Here is a 15446-nt window from a genome sequence, read left to right on the forward strand (position 1 = left end):
GTCGAACGACTACCAGCGGTAGTGGGCGAAGGCCTTGTTCGACTCGGCCATCTTGTGGGTGTCTTCGCGACGCTTGACAGCGGCGCCCAGACCGTTCGACGCGTCGAGGATCTCGTTCTGGAGACGCTCGGTCATCGTCTTCTCGCGGCGGCCCTTGGCGTAGGTGGTGAGCCAGCGCAGCGCGAGGGTGTTGGCGCGGTGAGGCTTGACCTCGACCGGCACCTGGTAGGTCGAACCACCGACGCGGCGGCTGCGGACCTCGAGAGTGGGGCGCACGTTGTCGAGCGCCTTCTTCAGCGTGACGACGGCGTCCTGGCCGTTCTTCGCCGCGACACCCTCGAGGGCGTCGTACACGATGCGCTCGGCGATGGCCTTCTTGCCGTCGAGGAGGATCTTGTTGACGAGCTGGCTGACGACCGGGGCGCCGTAGACGGGGTCGGCGACAACGGGACGCTTCGGGGCGGGACCCTTGCGAGGCATTACTTCTTCTCCATCTTCGCGCCGTAACGGCTGCGAGCCTGCTTGCGGTTCTTCACGGCCTGCGTGTCGAGCGCGCCGCGGACGATCTTGTAACGGACGCCGGGGAGGTCTTTCACACGACCGCCGCGCACGAGCACCATCGAGTGCTCCTGCAGGTTGTGGCCCTCACCGGGGATGTAAGCGGTGACCTCGGTGCCGTTCGACAGCTTGACGCGGGCGACCTTGCGAAGCGCGGAGTTCGGCTTCTTGGGGGTGGTGGTGTACACACGGGTGCACACGCCGCGCTGCTGGGGGTTGGCCTTGAGGGCGGGCGCCTTGGTCTTGACGACCTTCGGGGTGCGACCCTTGCGGACCAACTGCTGAATGGTTGGCACTACGTACTCCTTGTATTCGAAACGCTCGGTGTCAGTTCTCACTGGATGTCGGGCGCGGATTCCCGCACCCGTTCGTTCACGCCCCTGCACGCATCGCGAGGATGCATCGGGTTCGTCTTGGATCCACCGGCGGTACGAAATGGCTCTGGTATCGCTGGTTGGAAGAGCAGTGGGGGGCTCTCGGCCCCGCTTCGCTCGAAAATCTGGGCATGCTGAATGCACACACCCGGAAAATCTTAGCCTTTTGACCCCGACGGGTCAAATGCCGCCGAGTCTGAACTCGACGACCGGCAACGCGGACCTAGGGATGCTACCAGGTCGTGCTGGGAGCGGGGACCTCACCGGGGTTTCGTTCCGCGCGGTCGACGGATGCCCGCTCCTCCGCCTGGGCGCGGTCCCACTCCTCGCGGGCCGCGGCGTTGCGGGCCTTGAGCCGCCGTCCGCGCAGGGCGATCAGCGCGCCGGTCCAGATCGAGACCTCGCGGGCGACGATCGCGCCGCCTAGGGTGAGCGGGTCCATGGTGAGCGAGCGCACGAACTCGAACTGCTGCTGGGGCTGCCAGTTCCAGGCCTGCACGTGCACGAGTGCCCCGGCGATGCCGGCGAAGTAGACAACCACGGCGACGAGGAAGCCCCCGAGCACGTAGGCCCACCAGCCGGCGCGGTTGACGATCAGCACGATCAGGATGAGCGACAGCGCGAACGCCACGACGGGCACGATGAAGGCGGCCGACCGCAGGAAGTCGAGGAACGCGGTGACCGCGGCCTCGCCCGTGAGGTTCGCGCCGATCACGAAGAACGACACCGCGGCGAAGAGCAGGGCGAAGACCGCCGTGCCGAGCAGCGCGATCAGGCTGCCGGCGCCGCGGTTGCCCTTGGGCTCGGGCGGACGGGGCGCCTGCACCGGCTGGGGCACCGGCTGGTAGGGCGGCGGGCCCTCCGAGACGGGGGCGGGGGTATGGCCGGCCTGGGCAGCGGCGGCACCGGCGCCGGCGCCGGTCGCGAAGGCGGCCGCGGGGTACGGGGTGCGGTCGGCGGGAGCATCCTGCACCACCGGGCGGTCGACGACCGGCTCGTTGTCGGGCTCGGCGGAGGTGACGTAGGGGCCACCGAGGGGCTGCCGGTCGTAGGCCGCGGTCGCCTGCTCGGCGACGGGGGCGTGCACGACGGGCTCGTGCTCCACCGGGTCGTGCACGACGGGCTCCGGGGCCGGCTCGGGGTCGGGCTCCGGATGCGCGGCCGCCGGCATCTCGATCGGTTCGGGGATCTCGACGGGACGGGGGGCCTCGGCGGCCGGCTCGACGGGTGCGTCGCCGACGTGGGCGTCGGTCGCCTGACTGTCGGCCGCCTGGCTGTCGGCCGCCTGGCTGTCGGTGGGCCGCGCGTCGGCGGCGTCATCGGCGCCGGGGGCCTGCCAGCCCGGGAACTCGGGCAGCGCGTCGTGGCGATCGTCGGTGCTCATGGCGTCACTCTAGACCCGCGCCCCTGCCGCGCCCGGGAAGGGATCGGGCGCGTTCGCTGTTCCAGTCGGCATGACCCTCCCCCTGCCGCCCCGCACCCGCGTCGCCGTGATCGGCGCGGGGCAGGCCGGGCTCTCCGTCGCCTACCACCTGCACCGCCGGGGACTCGAGCCGGGCGCCGGCTTCGTCGTGCTCGACCGTGGTCCGGATGCGGGCGGCGCCTGGCAGCACCGCTGGGAGGCCCTGCGGCTCGGGTCGGCGCACCGCGTGAACGACCTCCCCGGCATGGCGGAGCTCGGCCTGAGCTTCGACACGGCCGACCGGTCGCGGGCGGCGCGCGACGTCGTCTCCGAGTACTACCGCCGCTACGAGGAGGCGTACGGGCTCGAGGTGCGACGTCCGGTCACGGTGAGCGCGGTCCGGGACGAGCATCCGCTGCTGCGTGTCGAGACCGACCACGGCTCGCTCACGGCCGAGGTGGTGGTGAACGCGGGCGGCACCTGGGGCAGCCCCTTCAAACCCCACGTGCGGGGCGAGGAGGGCTTCCTGGGGCGCTCCTGGACCACGGTGGACTACCGCAGCGCCGAGGACTTCCGCGACCGCCGCGTGATCGTCGTCGGCGGCGGGACGTCGGCCACGAACATCCTGCTGGAGCTCGAGGGCGTCGCCCGGAGCACCACGTGGGTGACCCGGCGGCCGCCCGAGTTCGTCGACGGCGACGGTTTGGCGGCGGAGGCCGGGGTCGCGGCGGTCGCCGTCCAGGATCGGGCCGCGCGGGAGGGCCGCGCGCTGCCGAGCATCGTCAGCAGCACGGGGCTGGTGGCCACGCCGGCCGTCACGGCGGCGATCGAGCGCGGGGTGCTGGTCGCGCATCCGATGTTCACCTCGATCGAGCCGGAGGGGGTGCGCTTCGCCGACGGGTCGTTCGAGCAGGCCGACGACATCGTCTGGGCGACCGGGTTCCGGGCCGAGCTCGGGCACCTCGCTCCCCTGCACCTCAGGGAGCACGGCGGAGGAATCGCCGTCGAGCGGGGGAAGGTGCTGCGCGACCCGCGCGTCTTCCTCGCGGGCTACGGGCCGCAGGCGTCGACGATCGGCGCCAACCGGGCCGGGCGGATCGTGGCGAACCAGGTGCTCGCGCGGCTCGGCTGACCCGCCCGCGGCGGCCTGCCTAGGCACGGCGGCCCGCCAAGGGCACGACCCCCGGCACGGCGAAGGGCCCCCCACCACGGATGGTGAGGGGCCCTTCGGCGTGTGTCGGGACCTTAGTTGTAGGTGCCCGGCGTGTAGTCGTCGCTCGAGAAGCTGTCGAAGTCGACGAACGAGAGGTCGGCCTCCGAGAACACCGAGTCATCCGTGAAGATGCGGTTCGGGTAGCGCTCGGCCTTGGCCTCTTCGGTCGCCTCGACGGTGACGTTGCGGTACTTCTGGAGACCGGTACCGGCCGGGATCAGCTTTCCGATGATCACGTTCTCCTTCAGGCCCACCAGCGGGTCGGACTTGCCCTCCATGGCGGCCTGCGTGAGAACACGCGTGGTCTCCTGGAACGACGCGGCCGACAGCCACGACTCGGTCGCCAGCGACGCCTTGGTGATACCCATGACCTCCTGACGGGCCGAGGCCGGACGCTTGCCCTCGGCGACCGCGGCGCGGTTCACCTCGGTGTAGCGCGACCGGTCGACGAGCTCGCCGGGGAGCAGGTCGGTGTCGCTGTGCTCGACGACGGTGACCTTGCGCAGCATCTGGCGCACGATGACCTCGATGTGCTTGTCGTGGATCGGCACACCCTGCGAGCGGTACACGCCCTGCACACCGCCCACGAGGTGCTTCTGCACCTCGCGCACGCCCTTGACCCGGAGGACCTCCTTCGGGTCGACGGCGCCGACGATCAGCTGCTGGCCGAGCTCGACGTGCTGCCCGTCCTCGACGAGGAGGGTGGCACGCTTCAGCACCGGGTAGGCGATCGGCTCGTCGCCGTTGTCGGGCGTGAGGATCACCTTTCGGCTGCGGTCGGTGTCTTCGATCGTGACGCGACCGGCGGCCTCGACGATGGGCGACGCACCCTTGGGGGTGCGGGCCTCGAAGAGCTCCTGCACGCGGGGCAGACCCTGCGTGATGTCGTCGGCCGAAGCCGATCCACCGGTGTGGAAGGTGCGCATCGTGAGCTGGGTACCGGGCTCACCGATCGACTGGGCCGCGATGATGCCGACGGCCTCGCCGATGTCGACGAGGTTGCCGGTGGCCAGCGAACGGCCGTAGCAGGTCGCGCAGACACCGACGGCCGACTCGCAGGTCAGCACCGAGCGCACCTTGATGGTGCGCACGCCGGCGGCGACCAGCTTGTCGATCAGCACGTCTCCGACGTCGTCTCCGGCCGAGGCCACGACCTCACCCTTCTCGTTCACCGCGTCGGCGGCGAGCGAGCGGGCGTAGACCGAGTTCTCGACGTTGTCGTCGCGGGTCCAGACGCCGTCGGCGCCCTCGATCGCGATCGGCAGGTCGAGACCACGGCTGGTGCCGCAGTCGGTCTCGCGGATGATGACGTCCTGCGACACGTCGACCAGACGACGGGTCAGGTAGCCCGAGTCGGCCGTACGGAGAGCCGTGTCGGCCAGGCCCTTACGAGCACCGTGGGTCGCGATGAAGTACTCCGCCACCGACAATCCCTCGCGGTACGAGGAGATGATCGGACGGGGGATGATCTCACCCTTCGGGTTGTTCACGAGGCCTCGCATGCCGGCGATGTTGCGCACCTGCAGCCAGTTACCACGAGCACCCGAGGTGACCATGCGGTTGATCGTGTTGTCGACCGGGAAGTTCGCGCGCATGGCTGCGGCGACCTCGTCGGTGGCCTTCGTCCAGATCTGGATGAGCTCCTGACGACGCTCGAGGTCGGTGGTGAGACCCTTCTCGAACTGCGCCTGCACCTTGGCGGCCTGCTTCTCGTAGCCCTGGACGATCTCCCGCTTGGTGGGAGGCGTCAGGATGTCGGAGAGCGCCACGGTCACACCGGAGCGCGTGGCCCAGTAGAAGCCCGCGTCCTTGATGCGGTCGAGCGATGCGGCGACCTCCACCTTCGGGTACCGCTCGGCGAGGTCGTTGACGATCGCCGAGATGGCGCCCTTGTCGGCGACCTGCTGCATGTACGGGTAGTCCTCGGGGAGGGCCTCGTTGAACAGCGCGCGGCCGAGGGTGGTCTCCAGCAGCACGGGGCCGCCTTCGTAGCCCTCGGGGCCGTCGCCTTCGGCGAAGTGCACGTCGTGCATCCGGATCTTCACGACCGCGTTGAGGTCGAGCGAACCCTGGTCCTTCGCGAGGATGGCCTCGGACACACCGGAGAACGCGCGGCCCTCGCCGATCGCCCCCTCCTTCACCGTGGTGAGGTGGTGCAGACCGATGATCATGTCCTGCGTGGGCAGGGTGACCGGGCGGCCGTCGGACGGCTTCAGGATGTTGTTCGACGCCAGCATCAGGATGCGGGCCTCGGCCTGGGCCTCGACGGACAGCGGCAGGTGGACGGCCATCTGGTCACCGTCGAAGTCCGCGTTGAACGCGGCGCAGACGAGCGGGTGCAGCTGGATCGCCTTGCCCTCGACGAGCTGGGGCTCGAACGCCTGGATGCCGAGACGGTGCAGCGTGGGCGCACGGTTCAGCAGCACGGGGCGCTCGCGGATGATCTCCTCCAGCACGTCCCACACCTGGGGACGGCTGCGCTCGACCATGCGCTTCGCGGCCTTGATGTTCTGAGCGTGGCTCAGGTCGATCAGGCGCTTGATCACGAACGGCTTGAACAGCTCCAGCGCCATCTGCTTGGGCAGACCGCACTGGTGCAGCTTCAGCTGCGGACCGACGATGATGACCGAACGGCCCGAGTAGTCGACGCGCTTGCCCAGCAGGTTCTGGCGGAAACGACCCTGCTTTCCCTTGAGCATGTCGCTCAGGGACTTCAGGGCGCGGTTGCCGGTACCGGTGACGGGACGACCACGGCGACCGTTGTCGAACAGGGCGTCGACGGCCTCCTGCAGCATGCGCTTCTCGTTGTTCACGATGATCTCGGGGGCACCGAGATCGAGCAGACGACGGAGGCGGTTGTTGCGGTTGATCACACGACGGTAGAGGTCGTTGAGGTCGGAGGTCGCGAAGCGGCCACCGTCGAGCTGGACCATCGGGCGCAGCTCCGGCGGGATGACCGGCACCACGTCGAGCACCATCGCGGCCGGCGAGTTGCCGGTCGCGAGGAAGGAGCTCACCACGCGCAGGCGCTTGATGGCACGGATCTTCTTCTGACCCTTGCCCTCGGCGATCTGCAGGCGGAGGTTCTCGCCCTCGGTCTCGAGGTCGAACGCCTCGAGGCGCTTCTTGATGGCCTCGGCGCCCATGTAGGCCTCGAAGTACATGCCGTAGCGGTCCTGGAGCTCGTGGAAGATCGCGTCCTCCGGCTTGAGCTCACCGACCTTGAGGTTGCGGAAGTCCTCCCAGACGCGCTCCAGCTGGGCGATCTGGTCGTCGTAGGCCTTGCGGGTCTGCGACATCTCCTTCTCGGCGCCATCCTTCGTGCGACGCTTCTGGTCGGCCTTCGCGCCCTCGTTCTCGAGCTCGGCGAGGTCGGTCTCGAGGCGCTGCAGACGGTCGGCGATGCGGGCATCGCGCTGGTCGGACAGCGTCTTGATCTCGAGGCGCAGCTCGTTCTCGAGGCCGGGCATGTCGTCGTGACGGCCGTCTTCGTCGACCGAGATGATCATGTACGCGGCGAAGTAGATGACCTTCTCGAGGTCTTTCGGCGCCATGTCGAGCAGGTAGCCCAAGCGCGACGGAACGCCCTTGAAGTACCAGATGTGCGTGACCGGGGCGGCGAGCTCGATGTGGCCCATGCGCTCACGGCGCACCGACGACTTCGTGACCTCGACACCGCAGCGCTCGCAGACGATGCCCTTGAAGCGCACCCGCTTGTACTTGCCGCAGGAACACTCCCAGTCACGGCTCGGCCCGAAGATCTGCTCTCCGAAGAGGCCGTCCTTCTCGGGCTTCAGCGTGCGGTAGTTGATGGTCTCGGGCTTCTTGACCTCACCGTGCGACCACTTGCGGATGTCGTCGGCCGTTGCGAGGCCGATCCGCAGCTCATCAAAAGTTGTTACGTCGAGCAATTTTCCTTCTCTCCTGGAAAAAGTCTTCTAGTGGCTGCCGGCTCAGATGTCGTCGATGGACGACGACTCGAAGCGGCTGGAGATGTTGATGCCGAGCTCTTCCGCGGCGCGGAACACCTCGTCGTCGGTGTCGCGGAGGCTGACCGCCGTGCCGTCGGCCGAGAGCACCTCGACGTTCAGGCAGAGCGACTGCATCTCCTTGATGAGCACCTTGAAGGACTCGGGGATGCCGGGCTCCTGGATGTTCTCACCCTTGACGATGGCCTCGTAGACCTTCACGCGGCCGAGGATGTCGTCGGACTTGATCGTCAGGAGCTCCTGCAGCGCGTACGCGGCACCGTAGGCCTCGAGGGCCCACACCTCCATCTCACCGAAGCGCTGGCCACCGAACTGCGCCTTACCACCCAGCGGCTGCTGCGTGATCATCGAGTAGGGGCCGGTCGAACGGGCGTGGATCTTGTCGTCGACGAGGTGGTGCAGCTTCAGGATGTACATGTAGCCGACCGAGACGGGCTCCGGGTACGGCTCGCCGGAACGACCGTCGAACAGACGGGTCTTTCCGGAGGAGCCGATCAGTCGCTCGCCGTCGCGGGTGAGCGTCGTCGAGTCGAGCAGACCCGCGATCTCCTCCTCGGAGGCGCCGTCGAACACCGGGGTCGCGACCTTGGTGCCGGGAGCTGCGGAACGCGCCTGCTCGGGCAGGTTCGCGGCCCACTTCGGCTTGCCGTCGACCTCCCAGCCCTGCTTGGCGATCCACCCGAGGTGGGTCTCCAGCACCTGGCCGAAGTTCATGCGGCCCGGGATGCCCATCGGGTTCAGGACGATGTCGACCGGAGTGCCGTCGGCGAGGAACGGCATGTCCTCCACCGGCAGGATCTTCGAGATGACGCCCTTGTTGCCGTGACGGCCGGCGAGCTTGTCACCCGCGGTGATCTTGCGCTTCTGGGCGATGTAGACCACGACGCGCTGGTTGACGCCCGAGCCGAGCTCGTCGTCGTTCTCGGCCGAGAATTCCTTGACGGCGATGATCGTGCCCTCTTCACCGTGAGGCACCTTGAGGCTCGTGTCGCGGACCTCGCGGGACTTCTCGTTGAAGATGGCGCGCAGGAGGCGCTCCTCGGCGGAGAGCTCGGTCTCGCCCTTCGGCGTGACCTTGCCGACGAGGATGTCGCCGGGGCGCACCTCGGCACCGATGCGGATGATGCCGCGCTCGTCGAGGTCGGCCAGCAGCTCCGGGCTGACGTTGGGGAGGTCACGGGTGATCTCCTCCTTGCCGAGCTTGGTGTCGCGGGCGTCGACCTCGTACTCCTCGATGTGGATGCTCGACAGCACGTCGTCCTTCACCAGGTTCTGGCTCAGGATGATGGCGTCCTCGAAGTTGTGACCCTCCCACGGCATGAACGCCACGAGGAGGTTCTTGCCGAGCGCCAGCTCACCGTTCTCGGTGGCCGGGCCATCCGCGATGACCTGACCGACCTCGATGCGCTCACCCTCGGAGACGATGACGCGGTGGTTGTACGACGTGCCCTGGTTGGAGCGGTCGAACTTGCGCAGGTAGTAGGTGTCGGTTCCGCCCTCGTCGAGCTGCACGGTGACGGCGTCGGCCGACACCTCCTGCACCACACCGGCGTTCGACGCGGTGACCACGTCGCCGGCGTCGATGGCCGCGAAGCCCTCCATACCGGTACCGACCAGCGGCGACTCCGAGCGGAGCAGCGGCACGGCCTGACGCTGCATGTTCGCACCCATGAGGGCGCGGTTCGCGTCGTCGTGCTCGAGGAACGGGATGAGCGAGGTCGCGACCGACACCATCTGGCGCGGCGAGACGTCCATGTAGCCGATGTCTTCGGCCGGGAACAGGTCGACCTCGCCGCCCTTCTTGCGGGCGAGCACGCGGGCCTCGGCGAACCTGGCGTCGCCGGTCAGCGGCGCGTTCGCCTGGGCGACGATGTACTCGTCCTCCTCGGAGGCGGTGAGGTAGTCGATGTTCGCCGTGACCACGCCGTCGACGACGCGACGGTAGGGGGTCTCGATGAAGCCGAACGAGTTGATGCGGGCGAACGATGCCAGCGAGCCGATCAGGCCGATGTTCGGGCCTTCCGGGGTCTCGATGGGGCACATGCGGCCGTAGTGGCTCGGGTGCACGTCGCGCACCTCGACGCCGGCGCGCTCACGGCTCAGACCACCCGGGCCCAGCGCGGAGAGGCGACGCTTGTGCGTCAGGCCCGCGAGGGGGTTGTTCTGGTCCATGAACTGCGACAGCTGCGAGGTTCCGAAGAACTCCTTGATCGCGGCGACGACGGGGCGCACGTTGATCAGGGTCTGCGGGGTGATGGCCTCGATGTCCTGCGTGGTCATGCGCTCGCGGACGACGCGCTCCATGCGGGACAGACCCGTGCGGACCTGGTTCTGGATGAGCTCGCCGACGGCGCGGATGCGACGGTTGCCGAAGTGGTCGATGTCGTCCACGTCGAGACGGATGTCGACCGGCTTGCTGTCGCGCACACCCGGCAGGGTGGTGCGGTTGTCGTGCAGGGCGACCAGGTACTTGATCGTCGCGATGATGTCCTGCGTGGTGAGCACGGAGTCGGACAGCGGCGCGTCGATGCCGAGCTTGCGGTTGATCTTGTAGCGACCCACCTTCGCCAGGTCGTAGCGCTTGGAGTTGAAGTAGAAGTTGTCGAGCAGCGCACGCGCGGCCTCGGCGGCGACCTGCTCGCCCGGGCGCAGCTTGCGGTAGATGTCCTTCAGGGCCTCTTCCTTGGTGAGGATCGAGTCCTTCTCCAGGGTGGCCTCGATCGACGCGTAGCCCTTGAACTCCTCGAGGATCTCCTCGGAGGTGAGGCCGAGGGCCTTCAGGAACACGGTGACCGACTGCTTGCGCTTGCGGTCGATGCGCACGCCGACCTGGTCGCGCTTGTCGATCTCGAACTCGAGCCAGGCACCGCGGCTCGGGATGACGCGGGCCGAGTAGATGTCCTTGTCGGAGGTCTTCTCGGGGGTGCGCTCGAAGTACACGCCGGGGCTGCGCACGAGCTGCGAGACGACGACGCGCTCGGTGCCGTTGATGATGAACGTGCCGCGCTCGGTCATGAGCGGGAAGTCGCCCATGAAGACGGTCTGCGTCTTGATCTCACCGGTCTGGTGGTTCATGAACTCGGCCTCGACGTACAGCGGGGCGGCGTAGGTCTTGCCGCGCTCCTTGCACTCGTCGATGGTGTACTTCTCGGGCTCGAGGAACGGGCTCGTGAAGCTGAGCTGCATGGTCTCACCGAGGTCTTCGATGGGAGAGATCTCCTCGAAGATCTCCTCGAGGCCCGAGCGGCCCGGCAGATCCTGCCGGCCGGCCTCCTTGGCCTCCGCGACGCGTGCCTTCCACACGTCGTTGCCGACCAGCCAGTCGAAGCTCTCGGTCTGCAGGGCGAGCAGATCGGGAACGGTCAGGGTGTCGGTGATCTTGGCGAACGAGAGCCGCGATGCGGCCCGGCCGTTCTTGGGTGAAGTGGTGGTTGCGTTGCGCGCAGCAGCCAAGGAAATAACCTCCGTGGACCCCGTCGGGCCCTTGCGTTACTTACGGTCGATGTGGTGTCGAGAACTCCCGAGATATGGTCCGAACCCGCCATCTGGTTCTAGAGTGTTGCTGCAGAGGACGATTCGAAGACCGTCACCAGGCAGCTGCCGACCACAATATGAAGGCATGAGTGTTCTGGGAGCGCAAAGAACCACAATAGGCGCTTTCGACACGCCTGTCCAGTCGAATTCTTGACCAGTTTGGGTTTCTCAGGTATAACGCGTGAAAGATCGAGAGATTCCCCGCGCCCGGCTGGCCGACGGCCTGCTCGCGACGCTCGAAGAAGACCGGTTCCGGCCCGGTTCCCAGGTGCTGATCGTCGACGGCACGCCGCAGTCGCACGTCGACATCGACGACCCGCGCTACCTCTCCTTCGAGTATGTGCGCCGCATCGGCCACGGCATCGACCTCGTGGCTCCGGCCGGTGAGCCCGTCACCGCGGTGCACCTGGGCGGCGGGGCCTTCACGCTCCCCCGCTACGTCGAGGCGACCCGGCCGGGCTCCCGCCAGCAGGTGGTCGAGATCGACAGCGAGCTGGTCGGCTTCGTGCGGGAGCACCTGCCCCTGCCGAAGGGGGCGAGCATCCGGGTTCGTCACGGCGACGCGCGGGCGGTGCTCGAGAGGCTGCCGCCCGGGCTGCGCGGCACCACCGACGTCGTGGTGGTCGACGTGTTCGCCGGGGCCCGCACGCCGGCCCACGTGACGAGCGTCGAGTTCTACTCCGCGGTCGCCGCACTCCTGTCGCCACGGGGCCTCGTGGCCGTGAACGTCGCCGACGGGGCCGGTCTCGCGTTCGCCCGCAGCCAGGCGGCCACGCTCGGGCAGGTGTTCGCCGACGTGGCGATCGTGGCCGACCCGCAGATGCTGAAGGCCCGCCGCTTCGGCAACGTGGTCGCGTTCGCCTCGAACTCCGCGCTGCCGTTCGACCGGATGCCGCGGCTGATCGCGAGCGACCCCGTACCCGCGAAGATGGTCACCGGCACCGAGCTGCGGCAGTTCACCGCAGGCGCGGCCGTCGCCACCGATCAGACCGCCGTGAAGTCGCCGGCGCCGGCTCGGAGCATTTTCCAGGTCGACCGGAAGAGGATGGTCGACTAGAGGGAGGTCGTCATGACCCGTTCCGTGTCGTTCACGAGTGCCGGTGTTCTCGCGCTGGCCGCGGTGGTGCTGGCCGGATGCTCGGCGGAGCCCGCGGTGACGCGGGGGCCCACGGCGGCCTCAACGGCGATGCCGTCTGCCAGTCCGTCAGCCCCCACACCCTCCCCCTCTGCGCCTGCGCCTGCGCCTGCGGCCGCACCGCCTGTGGAGGACCTCGGGCCGCTGGTGCCGTCGGGCTCCCCGACGGTGGTCGCATCCGGGCTCCCCGCTCCGTGGTCGATCGCCACGCTCGGCGACGGGTCGATCCTCTTGTCGGAACGGGACACGGGGGTCGTGGTGGAGATCGTCGACGGGGCGGCCGTGCCCGTGACGACGGTGCCCGGGGTGTCGGCCGCCGGCGAGGGAGGGCTGCTCGGCATCACGACGTCGGAAGGCGCATCCGGAACCTGGCTCTACGCGATGTTCACCGGGGCCGACGACAACCGGGTGGTGCGGATGCCGCTGTCGGGCGCGCCCGGGGCTCGGTCGGCGGGCGCCGTCACCGAGGTGCTCACCGGGCTGCCCAAGGCGTCGAACCACAACGGCGGGCGGATCAAGTTCGGGCCCGACGGGATGCTCTACGTCACGGCGGGCGACGCGAGCGACGGGGCGAACGCGCAGACGCTCGACTCGCTGGGGGGCAAGATCCTGCGGGTGACGCCGGAGGGGCAGGTGCCGGGCGACAACCCGTTCCCGGGGTCGCCGGTGTACTCGCTTGGTCACCGCAATCCGCAGGGGATCGGCTGGGCGGCCGACGGGACGATGTGGGCCGCGGAGTTCGGGCAGAACACCTGGGACGAGATGAACCGCATCACACCCGGCGCGAACTACGGGTGGCCCCTCGCGGAGGGGATCGCCGGGTCGGCAGGGCTCGTCGACCCGGTGCAGCAGTGGGCGACCGACGACGCCAGCCCCTCGGGGATCGCGGTCGTCGGCGACACGGTGTTCATGGCGGGGCTCGGCGGGGAACGGCTGTGGAGCATCCGCTTCGACGGGTCGGCGCAGGAGCACTACACGGGGCAGCTCGGCCGGATCCGCGACGTCGTGCGGGGGCCGGGGACGTCGCTGTACCTGCTGACCAACAACACCGACGGACGCGGCGAGCCTCGGGCCGGGGACGACGTGCTGTACCGGGTGGAGCTGGTTCCGGCGGGGTGACGGAGCGCGCCGGAGCGTCGCCCGGGGATGTCCCTCGTCCTGGGTACGCTTGACGAGGGATCTCGAGCACCAGGAGCACGAACTGAGCATCATCACGGGTTACGACATGACCACCCTGCGCGAGAACGTCGACGTGCAGGCCGCGACGGAGCGCCTGAACGAGCTCGGCCTGCTGCGCAGCCTCAGCGCGCTGAACGAGAAGGTCGTGCTGCTGCGGCTGCTCGGCAAGCTCGACGACGCCTTCGTGATCGCGAACGAGGCGGTGCGTCAGGCCCGCTTCTCGGGCGACCGCGAGATGGCGCTCGGGGCACGCATCCGGCGGGCGCAGGTGCAGCAGTTTCAAGGCAAGTACCCGGCCGCGTTGCAAGAGTTGGGATTGTGCGTCGAGGAGGCGCAGACCCACGAGTGGGGCGCCCTCGAGGCGATCGCCACCCTCAGCCGCGGCAAGGTGCACTTCGAGACGAAGGACTACGACGCCGCGCTCGTCGACTTCAAGGCGGCCGTGTTCCTGATGGAGCGGCAGGGCGCCTCGATCGACCAGCTGGAGAGCGCCCTCGTGGCGGTCGCCGTGACCGAGTCGCTGCTCGCGGCATAATTCCTGCATGGCCGAACTCTCGCGCGTCACGACCTGGGCGAACGCCCTGATCAGGATGCACCTCGATCCCGCGGTGTGGAGCTTCGGCTTCGACAACGCCAAGACGCGGGCGGGCCAGTGCAACTACACGGCGCACCGCATCACGGTGTCGCGCTACCTGGCGGCGCGCTACGACGACGACGAGATCCACCAGATCCTGCTGCACGAGGTGGCGCACGCCCTGGCCGGGTCGGCCGCCGGGCACGGGCCGAAGTGGGTGGCGATCGCCCGGTCGCTGGGCTACGAGGGGTCGCGGTTGCACGACGGCACGCGGGCCGACGAGCTGGCGCCATGGGTGGGGGTGTGCCCCGCCGGCCACTCGTTTTACCGCCACCGCAAGCCGGCCGCGCGGCTGTCGTGCAGTCTGTGCGCGCGGGGGTTCTCGCCGGCGCACCTCATCACGTGGACGCGGCGCGACGTCAGCGCGGCCCGGCGCGCGACGCCGCGGTCGGCGTAGGCGTTTTCTTGGAGCTTCCCATCTAGAGCTTCCAGCCGACCTGTCCACGGGCGGAGTCGAGGTACCAGAGCAGCCCGTCCGACGTCAGCGCCATCTCGTCGGGGTGGGCGCCGGGAAACGGCGGTTCGAGCATGCCCACCGCACCGGAGTCGTCGACGTAGCCGAGCCCGGTGGTGAAGTCGTCGAAGAAGACGGCGCCGCCCGGGCTCTCCTGGAGGGTGCGGATCCACATCGAGACCCCCGGCGCGAAGGAGCGGTCCTCGGCGATGCCGGCCGTGGTGATCCTGGTCAGGCCGGTCGAACCCGCAGCCCAGACGCCGCCCTCCGTCGAACGGGTGAGCCCCTCGATTCCGGTGGTCGCCGAGTCGATCGCGGTGAAGACGCCGGTCGCCGGGTCGAAGAACGTCACGTCCGTCGAGAGCGGGTCGCTCGTCCAGACGAGGCCGTCGTCGTCGACGGCGATGCCGTTGCCGACCCAGGAGCTCGGGGTGGGCACGCTGAGCAGTGAGCCGTCGTAGCCGATCCGCCCGATGCGCCCGGCGCCCGGGTGCGGGTCGGCGAACCAGATGCCGTCGGCCGCGACGGCGAGGCTCGTCGCTCTGGAGTCCCGGGCTGCGAGGGCGAACTCGTCGATGTGACCGGTGCTCGGATCGAGCCGCGCGACGACGTGGTCGAGCGGGGCCGAGAGCCAGAGGCCGCCGTCGGCTCCGACGACCTGGTTCGAGATGTAGCCGAGCAGGCCCGTCGGGTAGCGGTCGATCGCGCCGGTCTCGTAGCACTCGTGCACGATCTCGCGGTTCACGGCGTCGGCGTACCAGATGCCGCCGCCGGCCGGGTCGGCGGCGAGCGCCCCGGGGAAGCCGCCCGCGGTCGCGGTGTCGTGCTCGTGCCAGGTGGGGCGGGGGATGACACCCTGAGCGCTCGCCGTACCGGCGGCGTGGGCGGGAAGCAGGACGGCCCCGACCACGGCGGCGACGAAGAGGGCGCGGGTGGCGGATCGGCGAAGAAGGGGACGGGTCATGGACAGGGGA

11 protein-coding genes are annotated in these 15446 nt (G+C 69.0%); 5 read left to right on the forward strand and 6 right to left on the reverse strand.

The genetic code is table 11. The features are described from left to right. Positions 1 to 9: 9 nt before the first annotated feature. The 3 genes from rpsG to NVV95_RS09980 all read right to left on the reverse strand — a co-directional run bounded on the left by rpsG (position 10) and on the right by NVV95_RS09980 (position 2316). Positions 10 to 480: a 30S ribosomal protein S7 gene (rpsG, locus tag NVV95_RS09970; protein WP_173183329.1), complete on the reverse strand. Its 471-nt coding sequence runs from the start codon at positions 478 to 480 to the stop codon at positions 10 to 12. Next, positions 480 to 854 carry a 30S ribosomal protein S12 gene (rpsL, locus tag NVV95_RS09975; RefSeq protein ID WP_055964941.1) on the reverse strand — a complete coding sequence of 125 codons (375 nt, stop codon included), beginning with the start codon at positions 852 to 854 and terminating at the stop codon, positions 480 to 482. Before rpsL ends, rpsG begins: the two co-directional genes overlap by 1 nt. Positions 855 to 1164: 310 nt before the next feature. After that, positions 1165 to 2316: a hypothetical protein gene (locus tag NVV95_RS09980; protein WP_259486372.1), complete on the reverse strand. Its 1152-nt coding sequence runs from the start codon at positions 2314 to 2316 to the stop codon at positions 1165 to 1167. A 70-nt stretch (positions 2317 to 2386) separates the two neighbouring features. Here NVV95_RS09980 and NVV95_RS09985 point away from each other — a divergent pair, with 70 nt between their 5' ends. After that, positions 2387 to 3466 carry an FAD-dependent oxidoreductase gene (locus tag NVV95_RS09985; RefSeq protein ID WP_259486373.1) on the forward strand — a complete coding sequence of 360 codons (1080 nt, stop codon included), beginning with the start codon at positions 2387 to 2389 and terminating at the stop codon, positions 3464 to 3466. Positions 3467 to 3579: 113 nt separating this feature from the next. Here NVV95_RS09985 and rpoC read toward each other — a convergent pair whose 3' ends face one another. Together rpoC and rpoB are read right to left on the reverse strand one after the other, a co-directional pair. Next, complete coding sequence (rpoC, locus tag NVV95_RS09990) at positions 3580 to 7458, reverse strand: DNA-directed RNA polymerase subunit beta' (protein ID WP_259486374.1); 3879 nt, start codon at positions 7456 to 7458, stop codon at positions 3580 to 3582. 42 nt (positions 7459 to 7500) lie between these two features. Next, positions 7501 to 10989, reverse strand: coding sequence for a DNA-directed RNA polymerase subunit beta (gene rpoB, locus NVV95_RS09995; RefSeq protein ID WP_259486375.1), 3489 nt, complete (start codon positions 10987 to 10989; stop codon positions 7501 to 7503). A gap of 262 nt (positions 10990 to 11251) precedes the next feature. Here rpoB and NVV95_RS10000 point away from each other — a divergent pair, with 262 nt between their 5' ends. Genes NVV95_RS10000 through NVV95_RS10015 form a run of 4 tightly spaced genes read left to right on the forward strand, consistent with a single transcriptional unit; the run spans position 11252 to position 14415 of the window. Next, positions 11252 to 12127 (forward strand): spermidine synthase, encoded by an 876-nt coding sequence (locus NVV95_RS10000; RefSeq protein ID WP_259486376.1) that lies wholly within the window; start codon positions 11252 to 11254, stop codon positions 12125 to 12127. 12 nt (positions 12128 to 12139) lie between these two features. Beyond that, complete coding sequence (locus NVV95_RS10005) at positions 12140 to 13324, forward strand: PQQ-dependent sugar dehydrogenase (RefSeq protein ID WP_259486377.1); 1185 nt, start codon at positions 12140 to 12142, stop codon at positions 13322 to 13324. Positions 13325 to 13373: 49 nt separating this feature from the next. After that, complete coding sequence (locus NVV95_RS10010) at positions 13374 to 13919, forward strand: hypothetical protein (RefSeq protein WP_259486378.1); 546 nt, start codon at positions 13374 to 13376, stop codon at positions 13917 to 13919. A gap of 7 nt (positions 13920 to 13926) precedes the next feature. Next, entirely contained in the window at positions 13927 to 14415 is a 489-nt protein-coding gene (locus tag NVV95_RS10015; protein WP_259486379.1) for a SprT-like domain-containing protein, read from the forward strand. 22 nt (positions 14416 to 14437) lie between these two features. Here NVV95_RS10015 and NVV95_RS10020 read toward each other — a convergent pair whose 3' ends face one another. Further along, positions 14438 to 15436 (reverse strand): Vgb family protein, encoded by a 999-nt coding sequence (locus NVV95_RS10020; RefSeq protein ID WP_259486380.1) that lies wholly within the window; start codon positions 15434 to 15436, stop codon positions 14438 to 14440. Positions 15437 to 15446 lie beyond the last annotated feature (10 nt).

Source organism: Herbiconiux gentiana, assembly GCF_024978135.1.
Taxonomy (GTDB): domain Bacteria; phylum Actinomycetota; class Actinomycetes; order Actinomycetales; family Microbacteriaceae; genus Herbiconiux; species Herbiconiux gentiana.